The organism is Thioclava sp. 'Guangxiensis' (genome assembly GCF_045348365.1).
In the GTDB taxonomy this organism is placed as follows: Bacteria; Pseudomonadota; Alphaproteobacteria; order Rhodobacterales; family Rhodobacteraceae; genus Thioclava; species Thioclava kandeliae.
The window spans coordinates 584,321-601,405 of record NZ_CP155824.1 but is presented as its reverse complement, the minus strand read 5'-3'; the positions used below and the strand labels follow the sequence as shown (position 1 = coordinate 601,405).

Annotated in this window: 10 protein-coding genes; 8 read left to right on the top strand and 2 right to left on the bottom strand. The window is 61.6% G+C overall.

Features of this window, described 5'->3' with window-relative positions:
- Nucleotides 1-149 precede the first annotated feature (149 nt).
- Together ABEB22_RS20030 and ABEB22_RS20025 are read right to left on the bottom strand one after the other, a co-directional pair.
- Entirely contained in the window at nt 150-3,464 is a 3,315-nt protein-coding gene (locus tag ABEB22_RS20030; RefSeq protein ID WP_349295094.1) for an error-prone DNA polymerase, read from the bottom strand.
- Nucleotides 3,461-4,930 (bottom strand): Y-family DNA polymerase, encoded by a 1,470-nt coding sequence (locus tag ABEB22_RS20025; protein WP_406871204.1) that lies wholly within the window; start codon nt 4,928-4,930, stop codon nt 3,461-3,463. Before ABEB22_RS20025 ends, ABEB22_RS20030 begins: the two co-directional genes overlap by 4 nt.
- A 218-nt stretch (nt 4,931-5,148) precedes the next feature.
- Here ABEB22_RS20025 and ABEB22_RS20020 point away from each other — a divergent pair, with 218 nt between their 5' ends.
- From ABEB22_RS20020 to ABEB22_RS19985, 8 genes are all read left to right on the top strand, one after another.
- Nucleotides 5,149-6,306, top strand: coding sequence for an ABC transporter substrate-binding protein (locus ABEB22_RS20020; RefSeq protein ID WP_406871203.1), 1,158 nt, complete (start codon nt 5,149-5,151; stop codon nt 6,304-6,306).
- Between the two features lie 80 nt (nt 6,307-6,386).
- Complete coding sequence (locus tag ABEB22_RS20015; protein WP_349295092.1) at nt 6,387-9,158, top strand: methyl-accepting chemotaxis protein; 2,772 nt, start codon at nt 6,387-6,389, stop codon at nt 9,156-9,158.
- 1,133 nt (nt 9,159-10,291) lie between these two features.
- A complete protein-coding gene (locus tag ABEB22_RS20010) occupies nt 10,292-11,320 on the top strand; it encodes a LacI family DNA-binding transcriptional regulator (protein ID WP_339115152.1) in 1,029 nt (342 codons plus the stop codon).
- 234 nt (nt 11,321-11,554) lie between these two features.
- Nucleotides 11,555-12,499 carry a sugar ABC transporter substrate-binding protein gene (locus ABEB22_RS20005; protein WP_339115151.1) on the top strand — a complete coding sequence of 315 codons (945 nt, stop codon included), beginning with the start codon at nt 11,555-11,557 and terminating at the stop codon, nt 12,497-12,499.
- Between the two features lie 52 nt (nt 12,500-12,551).
- Nucleotides 12,552-14,081 (top strand): sugar ABC transporter ATP-binding protein, encoded by a 1,530-nt coding sequence (locus tag ABEB22_RS20000; protein WP_349295091.1) that lies wholly within the window; start codon nt 12,552-12,554, stop codon nt 14,079-14,081.
- 36 nt (nt 14,082-14,117) lie between these two features.
- Nucleotides 14,118-15,137, top strand: a complete 1,020-nt coding sequence (locus ABEB22_RS19995) for an ABC transporter permease (RefSeq protein WP_339115149.1) — start codon at nt 14,118-14,120, stop codon at nt 15,135-15,137.
- 71 nt (nt 15,138-15,208) lie between these two features.
- Complete coding sequence (locus ABEB22_RS19990) at nt 15,209-16,135, top strand: sugar ABC transporter substrate-binding protein (RefSeq protein WP_339115148.1); 927 nt, start codon at nt 15,209-15,211, stop codon at nt 16,133-16,135.
- Nucleotides 16,136-16,180: 45 nt separating this feature from the next.
- Nucleotides 16,181-17,074 carry a sugar phosphate isomerase/epimerase gene (locus tag ABEB22_RS19985; RefSeq protein WP_349295090.1) on the top strand — a complete coding sequence of 298 codons (894 nt, stop codon included), beginning with the start codon at nt 16,181-16,183 and terminating at the stop codon, nt 17,072-17,074.
- Nucleotides 17,075-17,085 lie beyond the last annotated feature (11 nt).

Below are 17,085 nucleotides of genomic sequence, written 5' to 3'. Positions count from 1 at the left end.
CAAGGCTCAGGGAGGAGGAGAGAGCCTTCGAAATTCTGGGCAGCGCTTGGCTGCGTTGGAGTTAAACTACCCAATGTGCCGCGTTGCAGAAAGCCCGATTCTTTGCAGAGCCGCCTTGCATCTGGTGCATGGCCCGCCATCGTGGCACCTTAATGGAAATCGCGGCTGGGAAAGAGCCGTTTGGCCTGCTCGCGCGGGTGGCGGGCCGAACCACGAGGCTGGGACGGGCGGGCGCGGGGCGCATCATCGGCCTGCGGTTGGGTCTGGCCGATCACATCTTCCAGCGGATGGCCCAGATCCGAGAGCCTGTGCGACAGATCCTCGATCCGTGCAGCGATCAGATGGGTGACGATCCCCTCGCGCTGCAGTTTGCCGGTCACGCGCAACAGGCGCCCTCCCATTACGGCGCGGCGGAACTGTTGATAGACCTTGGGCCAGACCACCACATTGGCCACCCCCGTCTCGTCCTCAAGCGTGAGGAATACCACGCCAGAGGCGGTGCCGGGGCGCTGGCGGGTGATCACGAGGCCGCAGATCTTGGTCAGACGCAAGGGCGCGTCCGTCAGCCGGTCATGGGGCAGGGTCTCGGGCAGGGAGGGGCGCAACAGCTCCATCGGATGGGCGCGCAAGGTCAGCCGCATGGCGACATAATCCTCCACCACCTCCTCGCCCAGATGCATATTGGGGAGCGTGACCACAGGCTCGCGTAGCCCTTCGCCATCAAGCGGGTCCGAAAACAGCGGCAAAGGCGCGGGCGCCCGGATCGCCTTCACCGCCCAGAGCGCATCACGCCGTGTCAGCCCCATCGCGCCGAAGGCATCGGCCTCGGCCAGCCGTTCCAGCACGGCAGGCGCGATGCCCGCCCTGAGCCACAGGCTCTCGGGGTCGGGGTAGCCATTGCCGCGTGCCCCCGTGATCCAGTCCGCATCCTCGGCGCGGAAGCCCTTGATCTGGCGGAACCCGAGCCGCAGGGCCAGCGTCCCATCGGCACGGCGTTCCAGCCGGTTGTCCCAAGCGGAATGGTTCACACAGATGGGCCGCACCTCCACCCCGTGCTCGCGCAGATCGCGCACGAGCTGGGCGGGTGCATAAAACCCCATCGGCTGCGAATTGAGAAGCGCACAGGTGAAGATCGCGGGATAGGTGCATTTGAACCACGAGGAGACATAGGTCAGCATGGCAAAGGCCGCCGCATGGCTTTCGGGAAAACCGTAATCGGCAAAGCCTTCGATCTGGGCGAAACAGGCCTCGGCCACCGCGTCGCTATAGCCGCGCGCCTTCATTCCGCGGACAAAACGATCGCGATGCTCGCCGATCGTGCCCATCCGCCGGAACGAGGCCAGCGAGCGGCGCAGCTTGTCGGCCTCTTCTGCCGTATAGCCCGCCCCGATCACTGCGATCTGCATGGCCTGTTCCTGAAAGAGCGGCACGCCCAGCGTCTTGCGGGTCACGGCCTCCAGCTCGGGACCGAAGGGCTCTGGCGCCTCCAGCCCCTGACGGCGGCGTATATAGGGTTTGACCATGCCGCCCTGGATGGGGCCGGGCCGCACGATGGCCACCTCGATCACCAGATCGTAGAACTCCTTCGGCTTCATCCGCGGCAGGAAGTTCATCTGTGCGCGGCTTTCCACCTGAAACACCCCCACCGCATCGGCGCGCTGGAGCATCGCATAGGTTGGTCCGTCGTCCTGCGGAACGCTGTCGAGGCTATGCCGGATGCCTTCGTGCTCCTCCAGCAGATCGAAACTCTTGCGCAGGCAGGTCAGCATGCCCAAAGACAGCACATCCACCTTGAGAATGCCGAGCGCGTCGATATCGTCCTTGTCCCATTCGATACAGGTGCGCCCCTCCATCGCGGCATTCTCGATCGGGCAGAGGTCATCGAGCCGCCCTTGGGTGATGATGAAGCCGCCCACATGCTGGCTCAGATGGCGCGGAAAACCGATGATCTCGCCAATGAGCCGCAATGTCAGCGCGAGGCGATGATCGCTCGGGTCGAGGCCCAGCTCGCGCACGCGGTCAAGGTCGGTTCCGGCATTCGACATCCCCCAGATATCGCCCGAAAGCCGCGCCGTGACATCCTCGCTCAGCCCCATCACCTTGCCCACCTCGCGGATGGCGGCGCGGGTGCGGAAATGGATGACGGTGGCGCAGAGCCCCGCCCGCTCGCGCCCGTAGCGCTGGTAGATCCACTGGATCACCTCCTCGCGCCGTTCATGCTCGAAATCGACATCGATATCGGGCGGCTCGCCCCGATGGCGCGAGATGAACCGCTCGAAGACCATGCCGATCATATCGGGAGAGACATCGGTGATGCCGAGAAGGTAGCACAGGATCGAATTGGCCGCAGAGCCCCGCCCCTGACACAGGATGCCACGGCTGCGTGCCTCGGTCACGATATCATAAACGGTCAGGAAATAGGGCGCGTAGCCCAGATCGCCCACCAGTTCCAGCTCCTTGGCCATCAGCCCGTAGACCCGCGCCGTTGCCCCGCGCGGATAGCGCCGCGCCAGCCCCTCCTGCGCCAGCCGTTCGAGGCGGGTCTGGGGTGTTTCCTCGCCGGTCTCCTCGAGCGGATATTGGTAGCTCAGCTCGCTCAGGCAGAAGCTGCAGCGCGCCGCGATTTCGAGACTGCGTTTAAGCGCTGCCGGATGGCGGTGATAGAGCCGCGCCATATCGGGCGCGCCTTTCAGGCGGCGTTCGGCATTGGGCAGGGCGCGTGTGCCGATATCGTCGATCTTCATCCCCTCGCGCAGGCAGGTCAGCACATCGGCCAGCTGGCGGCGATGGGCGCGGTGCATGAGCACATCGCCCACCGCCACCATCGGCGCCGAGGCCCGTAGCGCGAGGGCCGCGCAGGCATCGAACCACGCCTGATCCGAGCCGTCATAACGCGGCGCTGCGCCGGTAAACACATAGCCCGGATAGCGGCGCTGCATCCGGCCCAAGGGGCGGGCGGCCAGTGCAGGATCGGCGGGGGGCAGGGCGATGAGGATCACCCCCTCGCAGTGCTCCAGCAGATCGGCCAGCTCCAGATGGCACTCGCCCTTTCCCGCGCGCCTTTTACCAAGGCTGAGGAGCCGCGAGAGCCGCTGATAGGCGGCCAGATCGGTGGGCAGCGCCACCCATTCGACCGGATCATCGCGCAGCACCAGCCGCGCCCCCACGATGAGCCGCGGTAGTCTGGGCGCGGGCGGCACCGGCAGATCCTTGGGCTGGCCCATCTCCTGGCGCGAACAGGTATCGACCTGCGAAGAGGATCGCACCCGCAGGCTTTGCGTCATCTCCTCGCGCAGCGCCTTGAGCGCCGAATAGGCCCGCACCACACCCGCCAGAGAGTTGCGGTCGGTGAGGGCAATCGCCTCGAGCCCCAGCTCGGTCGCGCGCAGCATCAGCTCCTCGGGATGCGAGGCACCGGTGAGGAAGGTGAAATTGGAGGTGACACAGAGTTCGGCATAGCTCATGCGAATTCTCCCTGGACGAACCATGCGGGATTTTGCGGCGTATAGAACAGCCAGAGCCTGCGGCCCTCGCGCGTGTCCACCTGCCAGTAATCGCGCAGCCCCGCATGGCGGCCCTCATCGGGCAGCCACCATTCGGGGGCGATGCGTTCGGGGCCGGTGGTGCGACCGGTCTCGAAGCCCATGCGCCGCCAGCGGAAACGGGCGGGCGGGCGCGGGGTCTCCTCTCCCATGGTGCCGGTGACCGGCTCGGGCGGGAAAATCTGCACGGGGCGCGGGCGGGGCGCGCTCCATGCCGGATCGGGCGTGCTGAAGGCGGCGGCCGCAAGGGTGAAGGCGCGTTCGGGGATATGGCTTTCGGCGGGTAGGAAGCGCTGGATGTTCTCCAGCCCGATCCGTGTGCCCAGACGGGTTACCAGATCGTCTAGCTGGTCGGGATTACGGCGCGCATGGCCCAGCTGGACCATGGCCAGAGGTTCGATCCCCACCGCTTCGAGGCGCAGCATATCGATGCCGAACCCTGCATCGACCTCCGCCACCCCGCGCGCGAAAAGCGGCAGGATACGGGCGGGATCGCGCATGGGGGCAGCCAGACGCAACTCGACCTGCTGGCTCGCCTGATCGACACGGCGCAGCGTCAGGAGCAATCGGCGCGCGCCTTTCTCATGGCGGGCGAGCTTGTCGCAAAGCGGCACCAGCAACCGCTCGACCCCGCCCATGACATCGGCGCTGAGCCCGATCGGCTCGGGCAGGCTCATGCGGGTGGCAAAGCTGGGGGCTTCCTCCTCGGGAGTGACCGGTTCGGGCATGATGCCCATCGCCTGATCGAGCCGTTCCATCAGCCCCACCCCGAAACGCCGCGCCAGAGGCGCGCGGGCCGCGCTCTGCAGATCGCCGATCTGGCGCAGCCCCAGCCGCTGGAGGGCGGTGACAGTCTGCGGATCAATCCGCAGCGCGGCCACCGGCAGCTCGGCCAGATCCTGTATATGTCCTTGCCCGTAATGCGCAAAAGCCCATGCCGCGCCGCGGGTATGTCCGGCCCCCAACCGCAAGGTCAGACCGGTGCGGAGCGCGCGCGCGCGCATATCCTCCAGCATCTGCGCCTCGCCGCCAAAGAGATGCGTGGAGCCCGTCACATCCAGCACCAGCCCATCCGCGCCCTCGCGCCCGACCCAGGGACAATAGCGCAACGCCCATCGGCGCAGCCCCGACAGGAAACGGGCATCGAGATCGGGGCGGGCAGGGGCAGTGAGGAGATCGGGGCAGAAGGCACGGGCATCGGCCGCACTCATCCCGCGCGCCAGACCTGCCTTCTCGGCCGCATCGTTCAGGCAGCTGAGGCGTTCGGCATTGACCACGCGCAGCGTCAGTGCGAAGGGGCCCGTGACGGAAGAGCCGCGTAAAACGCGGTCTGTGGCCAGTCTTGGAAACCACATGCTGATGATGCGTCTGTCCTGTGCAGCAAACATGACAGGTCCTTTTTGTTCCTGTTATGTTCTTATAATTTTATCGATCCGGAGAGTCGAGGATTCGCTTTGGCACCGAGGCGGATCCGCGTCTCCGTTGAGGGATGGTCCCTGCATTTCGGGAATTGTTTACCACGTTCTCCAAAAACGTGTGCCGATAAGGGATAAAAAACTTTTGGTTGTCATCCTGCTGCCGACATCAATCGCGGGAAGGGATGAGAATGATCAAGTCATTTTGGGGTGCGCTGACGGCAGCATCCGTCATTGCGGCGGCGCCGGTCTGGGCAGAGCAGGGTGTGACCGACAGTTCGGTGAGCTTTGCGCAGGTGGCCGCAATGGAGGGGCCTGCAGCCGCTCTGGGGACGGGGATGAACCTTGGCATCAAGGCCGCCTTCGAAGAGGCTAATGCCGCAGGCGGCGTCAACGGGCGCAAGGTTTCGGTCGAGGGCTTCGACGATGGCTACGAACCCGACCGCTCTGTCGAGCAGGTGCGCAGCGTCATCACCGGCAACGACTATCTGGGGCTGATCGGTCCGGTCGGCACCCCCACGACACAGGCCACACAGCCCTTGGCCACCGAGGCGGGCATGCCCTATATCGGCCCGTTCACCGGTGCGGGCTTCCTCCGCGACCCCAAATTGACCAATGTGGTGAATATCCGTGCTACCTATGGCGCCGAGACCAAAGTCTGGATCGATTATCTGGTGGGCACTCTGGGCCTGAAAGATATCGCCATTCTTTATCAGGATGACGGGTTCGGCCGCGTCGGGCTCGAGGGCGTGACCAAGGCGTTGACCGATCGCGGTATGTCGCTGGTGGCAGAGGGCACCTACACCCGCAACACGGTCGCGGTGAAGACCGCGCTTCTGGATATCCGCAAGGCCAATCCGCAGGCCGTTGTGATGGTGGGGGCCTATAAACCCATCGCGGAATTCATCAAACTGGCCCATAAGATGAAGATGGATGCGGTCTTCGTGAATATTTCCTTCGTGGGGTCCGATGCGCTCTCCAAAGAGCTCGGAGCAGAAGGCGAGGGCGTCATTATCAGCCAGGTCGTGCCCTTCCCGTGGGATGACAGCCTGCCGCTCGTGAAGCAATATCAGGCCGCCCTGAAAACGGTCGCGCCCGATGCTGCACCGGGCTTCGTGACGCTCGAAGGCTATATCACCGGCCGTGTTGCATTGGCTGCGCTCGAAAAAGCGGGGACCGATGTGACCCGCGAAAGCTACCTGGCCGCATTGCAAGATCTGGGCACACTCGATCTGGGGGGCTTCTCGCTCACTTATGGCGCCGGCGACAATCAGGGCTCGGATGACGTGTTCCTGACCGAGATTCAGGCGGATGGTTCCTTCAAGCCGCTCGCATTGGGCGATGGCTGATATCTGATAGCTGCCCCCGCTTGTAGAGCAAGCGGGGGACATCGATCTCTCCGATTTCTAGAGTTTGGAAAGTTCTCTGCATGCCACTGGCGAAGAAGTTATTTGGAAGTATCATGCTGCGCGTCATGATGATCATTGCCGTTATCGGTGCGATGACAATCACCGCAGTGGTCATTGGATGGACCGTGTTCCAGTCCATTTCAGGTGCAGTGACGGACTTTACAGCAAACCGTTTGCCGCTTTTGCAAGATAGTGCTCGAATTACAGCAACGGCAGGCAAGATGCGGGGACATCTGATTGATCTGATGACGGCCCCGTCTGCAGAGGCGCTGCGCACGATCGGAGAAGAGACCGAGAAAACGCTTGATGAGACAAGAGAGATCATCTCGGGTCTGCCGGCGGAGCGTCAGCAGGCCTTGATGGACGCTTTAGCCAAAACCGATGCCGCCCTGAACACCCTGCGTGCCGCGCGCGCCGACGAATATCAGCAAGAGGAGATGATTTCCCATGCTGTCGAGGAGGCGGCCGGGCTTGAGGTCGATGTCGCCACGGCGCTGGCGGATGCGGTAGACAACGCCTATTTCGACATGGTCTTGAGCGGGGAGGATACGATATCCCAAGTGGATGAAAACCTGACAACCCTTTTGGATCAGGATGTAGCGCAGCTGACGACCGCTTTACAGGCACGGGCGGAAATGAACCTGATCTCGGGACTTGCGCTGAGCGCGGTACAGACGGCAGATCCAGCGATCCGGTCCATTCTGGCGGATATTGCGCAGGCCTCGAGCAACAGCCTGACGGAGCTTTTGCAAGATCTGGCAACATCCGAGCAGACGCAACCTGCCGCCGCCGCAGTCACAAATTTGCAGACCCGCCTGATGCCCGTCTTTACCTCATGGAGTGCGGCGAGCTCCGTGGATACCGCCGAAATCTTCGAGTTGCGGCGCCTGGCAGAACTCCAACTCAACACGGCCCTTGATGATATCGGCTTCGATCTGATCATCAAAGGTGACGATACAAAAACGGCCAACCAGACGGCGTTACGTTCCCTTCTGGACGAACAGGTCCGGATGATCCGGAACATGGGCGCATTGGACGCTAGTACGAAGCACTTCTTTGCCGAGGCGCTTCACACCGCCTTGGCACGAGACCCGCTCGAGTTGGCACGCCGGCAAACCGTACTCGTGACAGCGGGAAGAGAGCTGACCGCCCTTAGTGCGACCGCAGATCCCGAACTACAGGGCCGGATCGGCCATCTGGTAAAACTGGCGGACCCCGAGACCGGACTTGCGGCCAACCGTGCCCTCGGTTTTGCGGCAAGCACCCGTGCGGGCGAAGCCCAGATAGATGCCGCGCAAAACGTCACGGAAATTGCCGATCTGATTGCGACAGAGGCGAATGGTGCACGCTCAGCCATCATCGAAATTTCCAAGATGATATCGGCAGACGTCTCGTCCGCACAGACGCAGATTGGCGGCATCGGTATACTTGCTCTTATCATTATCGTGATCGCTCCGGCATTTGCATGGGTCATGATCATCAAGCCGCTCAATCTGATCACACGCGTGACGGAACGCCTTTCCCAAGGCGATCTGGCTCCGGTAAACGGGCTGCCCAGTAGCGGCGAGTTGGGCCGGTTAGCAACGGCCCTATCGATTTTCCGCAACAACGCACTTGACCAGAAACGCCTGCAACAGGAAGAAAAAGACCGCGAACTCGCAGATCGTGCCCGCGAGAAAGCTGCTGCCGAGGAGGCGCGCCGCCGCGAAGAGGAAGAAGAGGCCCGCGAGAAACAGCGTCAGGCCCATGAGGATGCGCGCGCGCGGGAGGATGCTGCGCGGATCGAGGCGCAACGTCAGCAGGAAGAGGCTCGACAGGCACAGCAAGCCCGCGAGACGAGACAGGTCGTCACGGCTCTCGCCCAAGGGCTGGCCGCTTTGTCGCAAGGTAATCTCGCGCATCGCATCAACGAAGAATTTCCGGCCGATTACGAAGCCTTGCGCCATGACTTCAATGTTGCGATCGGTAATCTGGGCGAGGTCATCCGGCAGGTGACGGATTCTGTGTCGGTTATCGGCGCCTCGTCCACGGAGATCGCGCAAGCCTCCTCCGATCTATCCCGGCGCACGGAATCCACCGCGGCCACGCTTGAAGAAACAGCTGCGGCGCTGAATGAGTTGACGGCCTCCGTTTCGTCTTCGACCGAAAGCGCAAAACGTGCGAATATGCGGGTCATATCGGCCCGTGAAAGTGCCGAAACGAGCCGAAGCATCGTTACCGACGCCGTCTCCGCAATGGGCAGCATCGAACATTCGTCACAGGAAATCAGCAAGATCACCTCGGTTCTCGACGATATCGCATTCCAGACCAACCTGCTTGCGCTCAATGCAGGGGTCGAAGCAGCACGGGCGGGTGAAGCAGGGCGTGGGTTTGCAGTCGTGGCGTCCGAAGTGCGCGCCCTTGCATTACGGGCGGGAGAGGCCGCCAGCCAGATCAACGGTCTGATCGCTGCATCGAACAGCCATGTTCAGAACGGCGTGGCCTCGGTTGGTCAGGTCAGCGAAGCGCTGGAGAATATCGTAAGTTTCGTGAAAGAAATCTCGGAGAATGTCGCGGGGATTTCCGCAACATCGGATGAGCAGCTCTCGGGGATTGGCGAGATCAATTCCGCGGTCGGACAGCTGGACGGGACGACTCAAAAGAATGCAGCGATGTTCGAGGAGACAGCAGCGGCCTGCGGCGCGCTCGAACGCGAAGCGTTGCAACTGACACAGGTCGTGGACCGCTTCCATATTCCGCTCACCGATACGGGTCTGGGAGATCACGACGGGTTCGCGCAAGATGTTGCTTAATGCCTGGAAGACCAACTCGGGCTCAGGTTCCATGTGATGGTGTAGTTCCAAAGGGGGCTTGACCTTACTGTCGGGTCGCGCAGGCCGGTCTATTCTTCGGTCTGCTTCATTCGGATAGCGGCTCGTGCAAGGGCTTACGAAGGCCGAGACCACATGCCTGCTGCTCTTGGCCCATATGGACCAAGGCAATGCGCTAACAATGGCCGTGGCATTTTTGTTATATCGTCGAGAGCCCCTGCGATGTAGCCGCGTTTCTACTTGCGTGTGCATTGGGTGGGATCAGCTAGACATCGGCAGGCCGCGATGTACAAGATCGCGCAAGAACTCGGTCCGGAAGCTCGGCCTCTGACGCCCTTACAGATATTCCCGAAGCTTCATACCTGCCATCGGTCTCAACCCTCACCACAATGGTGACGGCGATGCTGATGAACTCAGCTGGCGCACTTTGATCCTGCTCGTATCGATCCGGAGAAAGGGCCGGTGCCTTCGATAGGTGGTGTCATGAAAGGGCCGACACATTCATCGCCTGTATCAGATTATCTACGGATCGCCTCGAAACGCTATGAACATAGGTCTCCTCATTAATAGCGATCCGCGCCTTTGCGATCGCTCGGCGTGTCTTAGAGAAAGACAGCCAATACGCACCGGTCCGCGCCAATATCGAACTCCATCAGGTGCTCGCAGTGACGCCAATCATCTCGCCCAACAAACCGGTATCGCGGCTCAGCGCGAGAAGCGCGAAGGCTCATCATGGATTTGCTTATCAGGTTTCTGGGATCTAATGATGTTTCAGACCCCCCCAAGAAAAATCGTGGCGGGCGCATGTCATAAAACACGGGGCAGAATCTCTTCTATCCCGACCGATTGTAATGTCTCAGAAAAGCGCGCAATCGCAAAAGAATAGTCGCGTTGTCTTCCATCAGAGGGCGCGGGAGCGTCTTGCCGGACCGGCCACGCGGCAACGGGCTGGCTTGCGACCGTTCAACATATGATTTCCGGCTATCCCGCAGGAAACTTGCAGATTTGATAGAAAATGAAAGCCTGATGATGACAGTATTTCATTTTCTGCTGAACTTCCGGCATCAGTAGAGCCGAGGAGACATGTGGGGCTTTTGCTCGGGGAGGGGAAACAGATGGGCAGACCGACGATTACGGATCTGGCGCGGGCCGCTGGGGTCAGTGTGGCGACAGTCGATCGCGTGCTCAACGGGCGCTCGCCCGTGCGCGAGGAGACCGCCAAGAAGGTTCATCAGGCGGCCGTAACTATCGGCTATCATGGCAGCAATATGATCCGGCAGCGCATTCTGGCGGACCGGCCGACCCTCCGCCTTGGGGTGGTGCTGCAAAAACCCAGGCATAGTTTCTATCTCGAATTCATCAGCGCCTTCGAGCGGCAGGTGCAGGCGATCCTGACCCGCCGCATACAGCTTGTCTTCCATCATCCTCAATCGACTGATCCGGCGGAGTTGGCCGATATTCTGGAGGGCCTGACCGGGCGGGTCGATGCGGTTGCAGCCACAGGCGTCGACCATCACCGGATCACGGCGGCCGTGGGGGTGCTCAAGGCCGCAGGTATTCCGGTGTTTTCGCTTTTGTCGGATTTCGCGCAGGGGGTGCGCGAGAGCTATTTCGGCATGAACAATCTCAAGATCGGACGGCAGGCGGGATGGTGTATCTCGAAGATCAGCAAGCGGCCCGGCAAGGTCGCGCTGTTTATCGGCAGCTCGCGCTATCATGGGCATGTGATGCGCGAGACGGGGTTTCGCTCCTATCTGCGCGATGTGGCCCCCGAATTCGAAATGATCGACACCCAGATCAATCTGGAAACGCGGGCATTGACCCATGAGGCGACGCTGGAACTGCTCGACCGACATCCCGATCTCTGCGGCCTTTATGTGGCGGGAGGCGGGATGGAGGGCGCGATCTCGGCGCTCCGCGAGACGCGCGGGCCGGAGGAAGTCCTGCTGATCGTGAACGAGTTGACGCCGGAATCACGGCTGGCCCTTCAGGACGGCTATGCCGCAATGGTCTTTGGCACTCCGATCGAGGATCTGGTGCGCGAATTGCTCGATGTCATCGTTTCGACCCATGAGAATGGCACGGCTGCCGTTCCGGGGCAGCGGTTCTTCCCGCCGCAGCTGTGGACCTCGGAGATTGTATGATGATGGGTTTCTTTCATTTCCGCTGTCTCTATCTCTCACGAATGAAGCGCCATGACGTTTCAACATGATTGACGGATGTTAACGGAATCGGGATCTTTCCCTAGCGCCAAAGCGGAGAGGAGCCGCTGCGGTGCTATCGGGGCATGTATCGCGCCGCATGGGAGCGGCCCGTAGTCCCGATCATCCGGCAAGACCTGAGCGACGCTGCCGGACGTCGTATCTGGAGGAGAACATATGAAAACGCTTTTGGTATCGACCGCTTTGGCGGCATCGATGGCTGGTGCCGTGCATGCAGAGAATATCGGCGTGTCCATGGCCCTGTTCGACGATAATTTCCTGACCGTGCTGCGCAACGGGATGATTGGTTATGGCGAGGGGCTCGAAGGGGTGACCCTGCAGGTCGAGGATGCCCAGAATGATGTGGGCAAGCAATTGAACCAGATCCAGAATTTTGTGGCGCTTGGCGTTGATGCCATCATCGTTAACCCGGTGGATACTGACGCCACGATGGCCATGAGCCAGGCCGCAGCCGATGCCGGCATCCCGCTCGTCTATGTCAACCGCATTCCGGTCAATCTCGACCAGCTTCCCGATAACCAGGCTTTTGTAGGCTCGGACGAGAAGGAATCGGGCACGCTGGAGGCGCAGGAAGTCTGCCGCCTTCTGAAAGAACAGGGCAAGGGCGAGGGTGCCAAGGCTTTGGTGATGATGGGGGAACTCTCCAATCAGGCGGCGCGGATGCGCACGCAGGACATCCATGACGTGATCGCCACCGATGACTGTTCGTTTATCGAGATCGTCGACCAGCAGACCGCGATGTGGTCGCGCACGATGGGCACCGACCTGATGACCAACTGGCTTTCGGCGGGCCTGCAATTCGATGCGGTTATCTCCAATAACGACGAGATGGCGATCGGGGCCATTCAGGCGCTGAAAACCGCAGGCATCCCGATGGAGGATGTGGTCGTGGGCGGGGTCGATGCCACGGCCGATGCGCTGACCGCCATGTCGCAGGGCGATCTGGATGTGACCGTCTTCCAGAATGCGGCGGGGCAGGGGCGTGGCGCGGTTGATGCGGCACTCAGCCTTGCGCGCGGCGAGGATCTGGAGCGCACTGTCTATGTGCCCTTCGAGCTCGTCACCCCCGACAATCTTGCCGATTACACCGCCAAGAACTGAGGCCCAGAGGGGGCGTCCGCGCCCCCTTTCCGTATGCGAGAGGGAGGATCACATGCCAGATGGTGCCAAGGCCTTTGCCCACGAACCCTATCAGGGCGAGTATATTCTGGAAGTCGATAAGGTTCGTAAGGAGTTTCCCGGCGTGGTGGCGCTCGATGATGTGCAGCTGCGCATCCGTCCGGGCACGGTCCATGCGCTGATGGGCGAGAACGGCGCGGGCAAATCGACGCTGATGAAGATCATCGCCGGCGTCTATACGCCCGATCGCGGCGAGGTGCGTTTTGCGGGGCGGCCTCTGGATATCAAGACGCCCGTAGATGCGCTCAACTCCGGTATCGCGATGATCCATCAGGAGCTGAACCTGATGAACACCATGACGGTGGCCGAGAATATCTGGATCCGGCGCGAGCCGAAGAACGGGTTCGGTCTGGTCGATCATGCGCGTATGCGGGCGGTGACGCAGGCGCTGTTCGACGATCTGAATATCGGGCTCGATCCGGCGGCGATGGTGGGCGATCTGACGGTCGCGCAAAAGCAGATGGTCGAGATCGCCAAGGCGGTGAGCTACAATTCCGATGTGCTGATCATGGATGAACCCAGCTCGGCGATCACCGAGACCGAGGTCGAACATCTCTTCGCCATCATCCGCGATCTGCGCGCGAAAGGCGTGGGGATCGTCTATATCACCCATAAGATGAACGAGCTGTTCGAGATTGCAGATGAGCTGACCGTCTTCCGTGATGGCCAGTATATCGCGACCGTCAGTGCCAGCGACGTGACCCGCGACGACATCATCCGCATGATGGTGGGCCGCGAGATCACCGATATGTTTCCCAAGATCGACTGCGAGATTGGGGAAACCATCCTCGAGGTCCGCGGGCTCACATTGCCGGGGACGTTCCATGATGTCAGCTTCAGCCTGCGCCGGGGCGAGATCCTCGGGCTGGCAGGGCTCGTGGGGTCGGGGCGCTCGAATGTGGCCGAGGCGATCTTCGGTGTGACCCCTGCCGCTTCGGGCGAGATCCTGATCGACGGGGTGCCCGTCGCGATGGCCTCGCCTCAGGTGGCGATGGAACACGGGCTGGCCTTCCTGACCGAGGATCGCAAGGAGACGGGCTGTTTCCTGCAACTCGACTGTCTGGCCAATATCCAGATGGCGCTTCTGACGCGCGACAAGGTCAGCGGTCTGGGTTTTGTAAAACAGAAGGAAATCGAGGCGCTGGCCGAAGATTATGCCGCCAAGCTGCGGGTGAAGACCCCCAATCTGGCGGAGACGGTGGAAAATCTCTCGGGCGGAAACCAGCAGAAGCTGCTGATCGCGCGCTGGCTTCTGACCAATCCGCGCATCCTCATTCTCGACGAGCCGACGCGCGGGATCGATGTGGGCGCGAAATCCGAGATCCACCGTCTGATCACCCAGCTGGCAGGGCAGGGGGTGGCGGTGCTGATGATCTCGTCGGAACTGCCGGAGGTCTTGGGCATGTCGGACAGGATCATGGTGATGCACGAGGGCCATGTGAGTGGCTTCCTTGATCGGGCGGAGGCCGATCAGGTGCGTGTGATGGAGCTTGCGGCGAAATAACGCCGCAAGTCAGGGGAGTTAGGGAGGAATGCCATTATGGCGACGCAAGATGTAAATATGGAGGATGCGCGGGGCACGGCGCATCGCAAGTTGCCGCAGGAGGTGAATATCCTGCTGGTGCTTGTCGGGATTGCCATTGTTTTCGAGATTTTGGGCTGGATCTTTCAGGGCCAGTCCTTTCTGGCCAATATCGGCCGTCTGAAGATCATGATCCTGCAGGTCTCGGTGGTGGGGATCATCGCCGTGGGGGTGACGCAGGTCATCATCTCGGGGGGGATCGACCTGTCCTCGGGCTCGGTCGTGGGGGCCGTCGCGATGGTCTCGATGTCCTTCGCGCAATCGGCGGAATATGCGCGGGCGGTCTATCCGGCGCTGACCGATATGCCGGTGATCGTGCCGATCCTGATCGGGCTTGCTTGCGGGGCGGTGGCCGGTTTCATCAATGGCTGGCTTATCGCCTATACCAAGATCCCGCCCTTCATCGCGACTTTGGGGATGATGGTGGCAGCGCGCGGTTTCGCCAAATGGTATACCAAGGGACAGCCGATCTCTTTCCCCACCGAGAGCTATGCGATGCTCGGCAAGGGAATGACGCCCGTCTATATCTTCATCGCGGTGGCTGTAATCTTCCATATCGCGATGAAATATACCCGCTATGGCAAGTTTACCTATGCGATTGGCGCCAATCCGCAGGCCGCGCGTGTCTCGGGGATCAATGTCGAGCGCCATATTATCAAGCTCTATATGGTCGCGGCCATGCTTGCCGCGCTTGCGGGCATCGTGGTCGCCGCCCGCGGCCAGACCGCGCAGGCCGGCATGGGCCTGATGTATGAACTCGACGCCATTGCGATGGCGGTGATCGGCGGCACGTCTCTGGCAGGTGGACGCGGCTCGATCATCGGGACCTCGATCGGCATGGTGATCTTCGGGGTCATCATCTCGGGGTTCACCTTCCTCCGGCTCGACGCCTATTACCAGGAAATGATCAAGGGCGTGATCATCGTGGCCGCCGTGGTCGTGGACACCTACCGCCAGAAAAAACGCATCAAGAAATAACCTCCCCCGCGGTGCGGCGAGAGGCCGCCCCGTGTGAGCCATGACGATTATCTATCAACGGGAGAGAGACAATGAAGACCAGACTTGCAGCCCTCGCGCTAGGCACTGCCCTGACGGCGGGGATGGCCCATGCCGAGACAACCGTGGGTGTGTCGATGACCAGTTTCGACAACCCCTTCCTCACCATTCTGCTGGACGGTATCCGCAGCGAGGCCGCGACCCATTCCGATCTGACGCTCTCGGTCGAGGATGCCCAGCTCGATGTGGCCCGCCAGCTCAATCAGGTGCAGAACATGGTGGCCAATGGCGTCGATGCGATCATCGTCAATCCGGTGGATGGGGCGGCCACGCCCGCGATGACGGCGGTCGCGCGCGATGCGGGCATCCCCATCGTCTATGTCAACCACCCGCCCGCCGAGCACGAGAACATGCCCGAGGGCGCCTCCTTCGTGGGCTCCGACGAGAAACAGTCGGGCACCATGCAGACAAGGGCCGTCTGCGAGATGCTGGGGGGGAAGGGCAAGGTGCTGGTGCTGATGGGCCCTCTGGAGAACGAGGCCTCGATGGTGCGCACCCGCGATATCGAGGAGGTGATCTCCCAAGCCCCCTGTGACGGGATGGAGATCGTCGACAAGCAGGTGGGCAACTGGAACCGCACCCAAGGCGCGGATCTGACCACCAACTGGCTGACGGCGGGCATCCCCTTCGATGCGATCATCTCGAATAATGACGAGATGGCGATCGGGGCGATCCAGTCGCTGCGCGCGGCAGGGGCCGATATGGACCGGATCGTGGTGGCGGGGATTGATGCCACGCCCGACGGGCTGGCCGCGATGCGCGCGGGCGATCTGGATGTGACCGTGTTCCAGAACGCGACGAAACAGGGGCAGGTGACGTTGCAGACCGCGCTCGACATGGCCGCGGGCCAGAGTGTCGAGGGCAATATCTGGGTGCCGTTCGAGCCCGTCACCCCCGACACGCTCGACCAGTATAACTGACACAGCGTGGCGGGGCCTGCCCGCCACAAGACGACCGGAGTTTTCATGAAACATACGCTAGACCCGCATATGATCCGCCATCTTTCGCTGGAGGAGACCTGCCGCAAGACCGCCGAGCTGGGTTACGATTATATCGAACTCTCGCCGCGCCCCGATTTCCTGTCTTGGTGGACGCGCCCCAAGGTCTATCCCGAGCGGATTGCCAGCTTCAAAAAAGCGCTGAAGGACCATGGCGTGGGTCTGGCGACGCTGCAGCCGATGTATCGCTGGGCCAGCCCTTATCCCGATGAATGGGAGAACGCGATCGACAACTGGAAACGCGCCATCGAGATCGCGATCGAGATGGACTGCCCGATGTTCGTCTCCGAATTCGGCCGCGGGGGCTCGCCCAACCGCTCGCTGAATGACCGTTCGGGCCTGCACCGCCCCGAGACCTGCGAGATGCAGTTCTTCCGCGCGATGGATCTCCTCGTGCCGATCCTCGAGCGGGAGGGGCTGACGCTGTCGCTGGAAGCCCATCCCGAAGACTGGCTCGAGGAGATCGCGCCGGCCATCGATATCATCAAGACGATCAATTCGCCTTCGGTGAAGGCGTCTTTCATCGCGCCGCATACCTTCTTCTACGGCCCCGATATGGAAGCGAACCTGCGCGCCACGGCGGGCCATCTGGTCCATGTGCGTCTGGCCGACACCTATGACCATAACAAGTCGTCGGAGCTGCGCTATATCGTGAACCCGCCGGAATCCAAGGTGCGGGTGCACCAGCATCTGGATATCGGGCAGGGCGAGATCGACTGGGATCTCTTCTTCAAGACACTGGCCGATATGGAGTTCGACGGTGTGCTGTCGAATTGCGTCTTTGCCTGGGAGGACCGCGCCGAGGCAAGCGCCGCCTCCATGCTGGCCTCGACCAAAAGCTATATCGCGAAATATTTCTGATAAGGATCAAT

Excerpts from the sequence above, each read along its gene's own strand:
- ABEB22_RS20025 (WP_406871204.1), bottom strand. The coding sequence starts at position 4,930 with ATGTTTGCTGCACAGGACAGACGCATCATCAGCATGTGGTTTCCAAGA.
- ABEB22_RS19990 (WP_339115148.1), top strand. The coding sequence starts at position 15,209 with ATGAAGACCAGACTTGCAGCCCTCGCGCTAGGCACTGCCCTGACGGCG.
- ABEB22_RS20010 (WP_339115152.1), top strand. The coding sequence starts at position 10,292 with ATGGGCAGACCGACGATTACGGATCTGGCGCGGGCCGCTGGGGTCAGT.
- ABEB22_RS19985 (WP_349295090.1), top strand. The coding sequence starts at position 16,181 with ATGAAACATACGCTAGACCCGCATATGATCCGCCATCTTTCGCTGGAG.
- ABEB22_RS19995 (WP_339115149.1), top strand. The coding sequence starts at position 14,118 with ATGGCGACGCAAGATGTAAATATGGAGGATGCGCGGGGCACGGCGCAT.
- ABEB22_RS20030 (WP_349295094.1), bottom strand. The coding sequence starts at position 3,464 with ATGAGCTATGCCGAACTCTGTGTCACCTCCAATTTCACCTTCCTCACC.
- ABEB22_RS20015 (WP_349295092.1), top strand. The coding sequence starts at position 6,387 with ATGCCACTGGCGAAGAAGTTATTTGGAAGTATCATGCTGCGCGTCATG.
- ABEB22_RS20005 (WP_339115151.1), top strand. The coding sequence starts at position 11,555 with ATGAAAACGCTTTTGGTATCGACCGCTTTGGCGGCATCGATGGCTGGT.
- ABEB22_RS20020 (WP_406871203.1), top strand. The coding sequence starts at position 5,149 with ATGATCAAGTCATTTTGGGGTGCGCTGACGGCAGCATCCGTCATTGCG.
- ABEB22_RS20000 (WP_349295091.1), top strand. The coding sequence starts at position 12,552 with ATGCCAGATGGTGCCAAGGCCTTTGCCCACGAACCCTATCAGGGCGAG.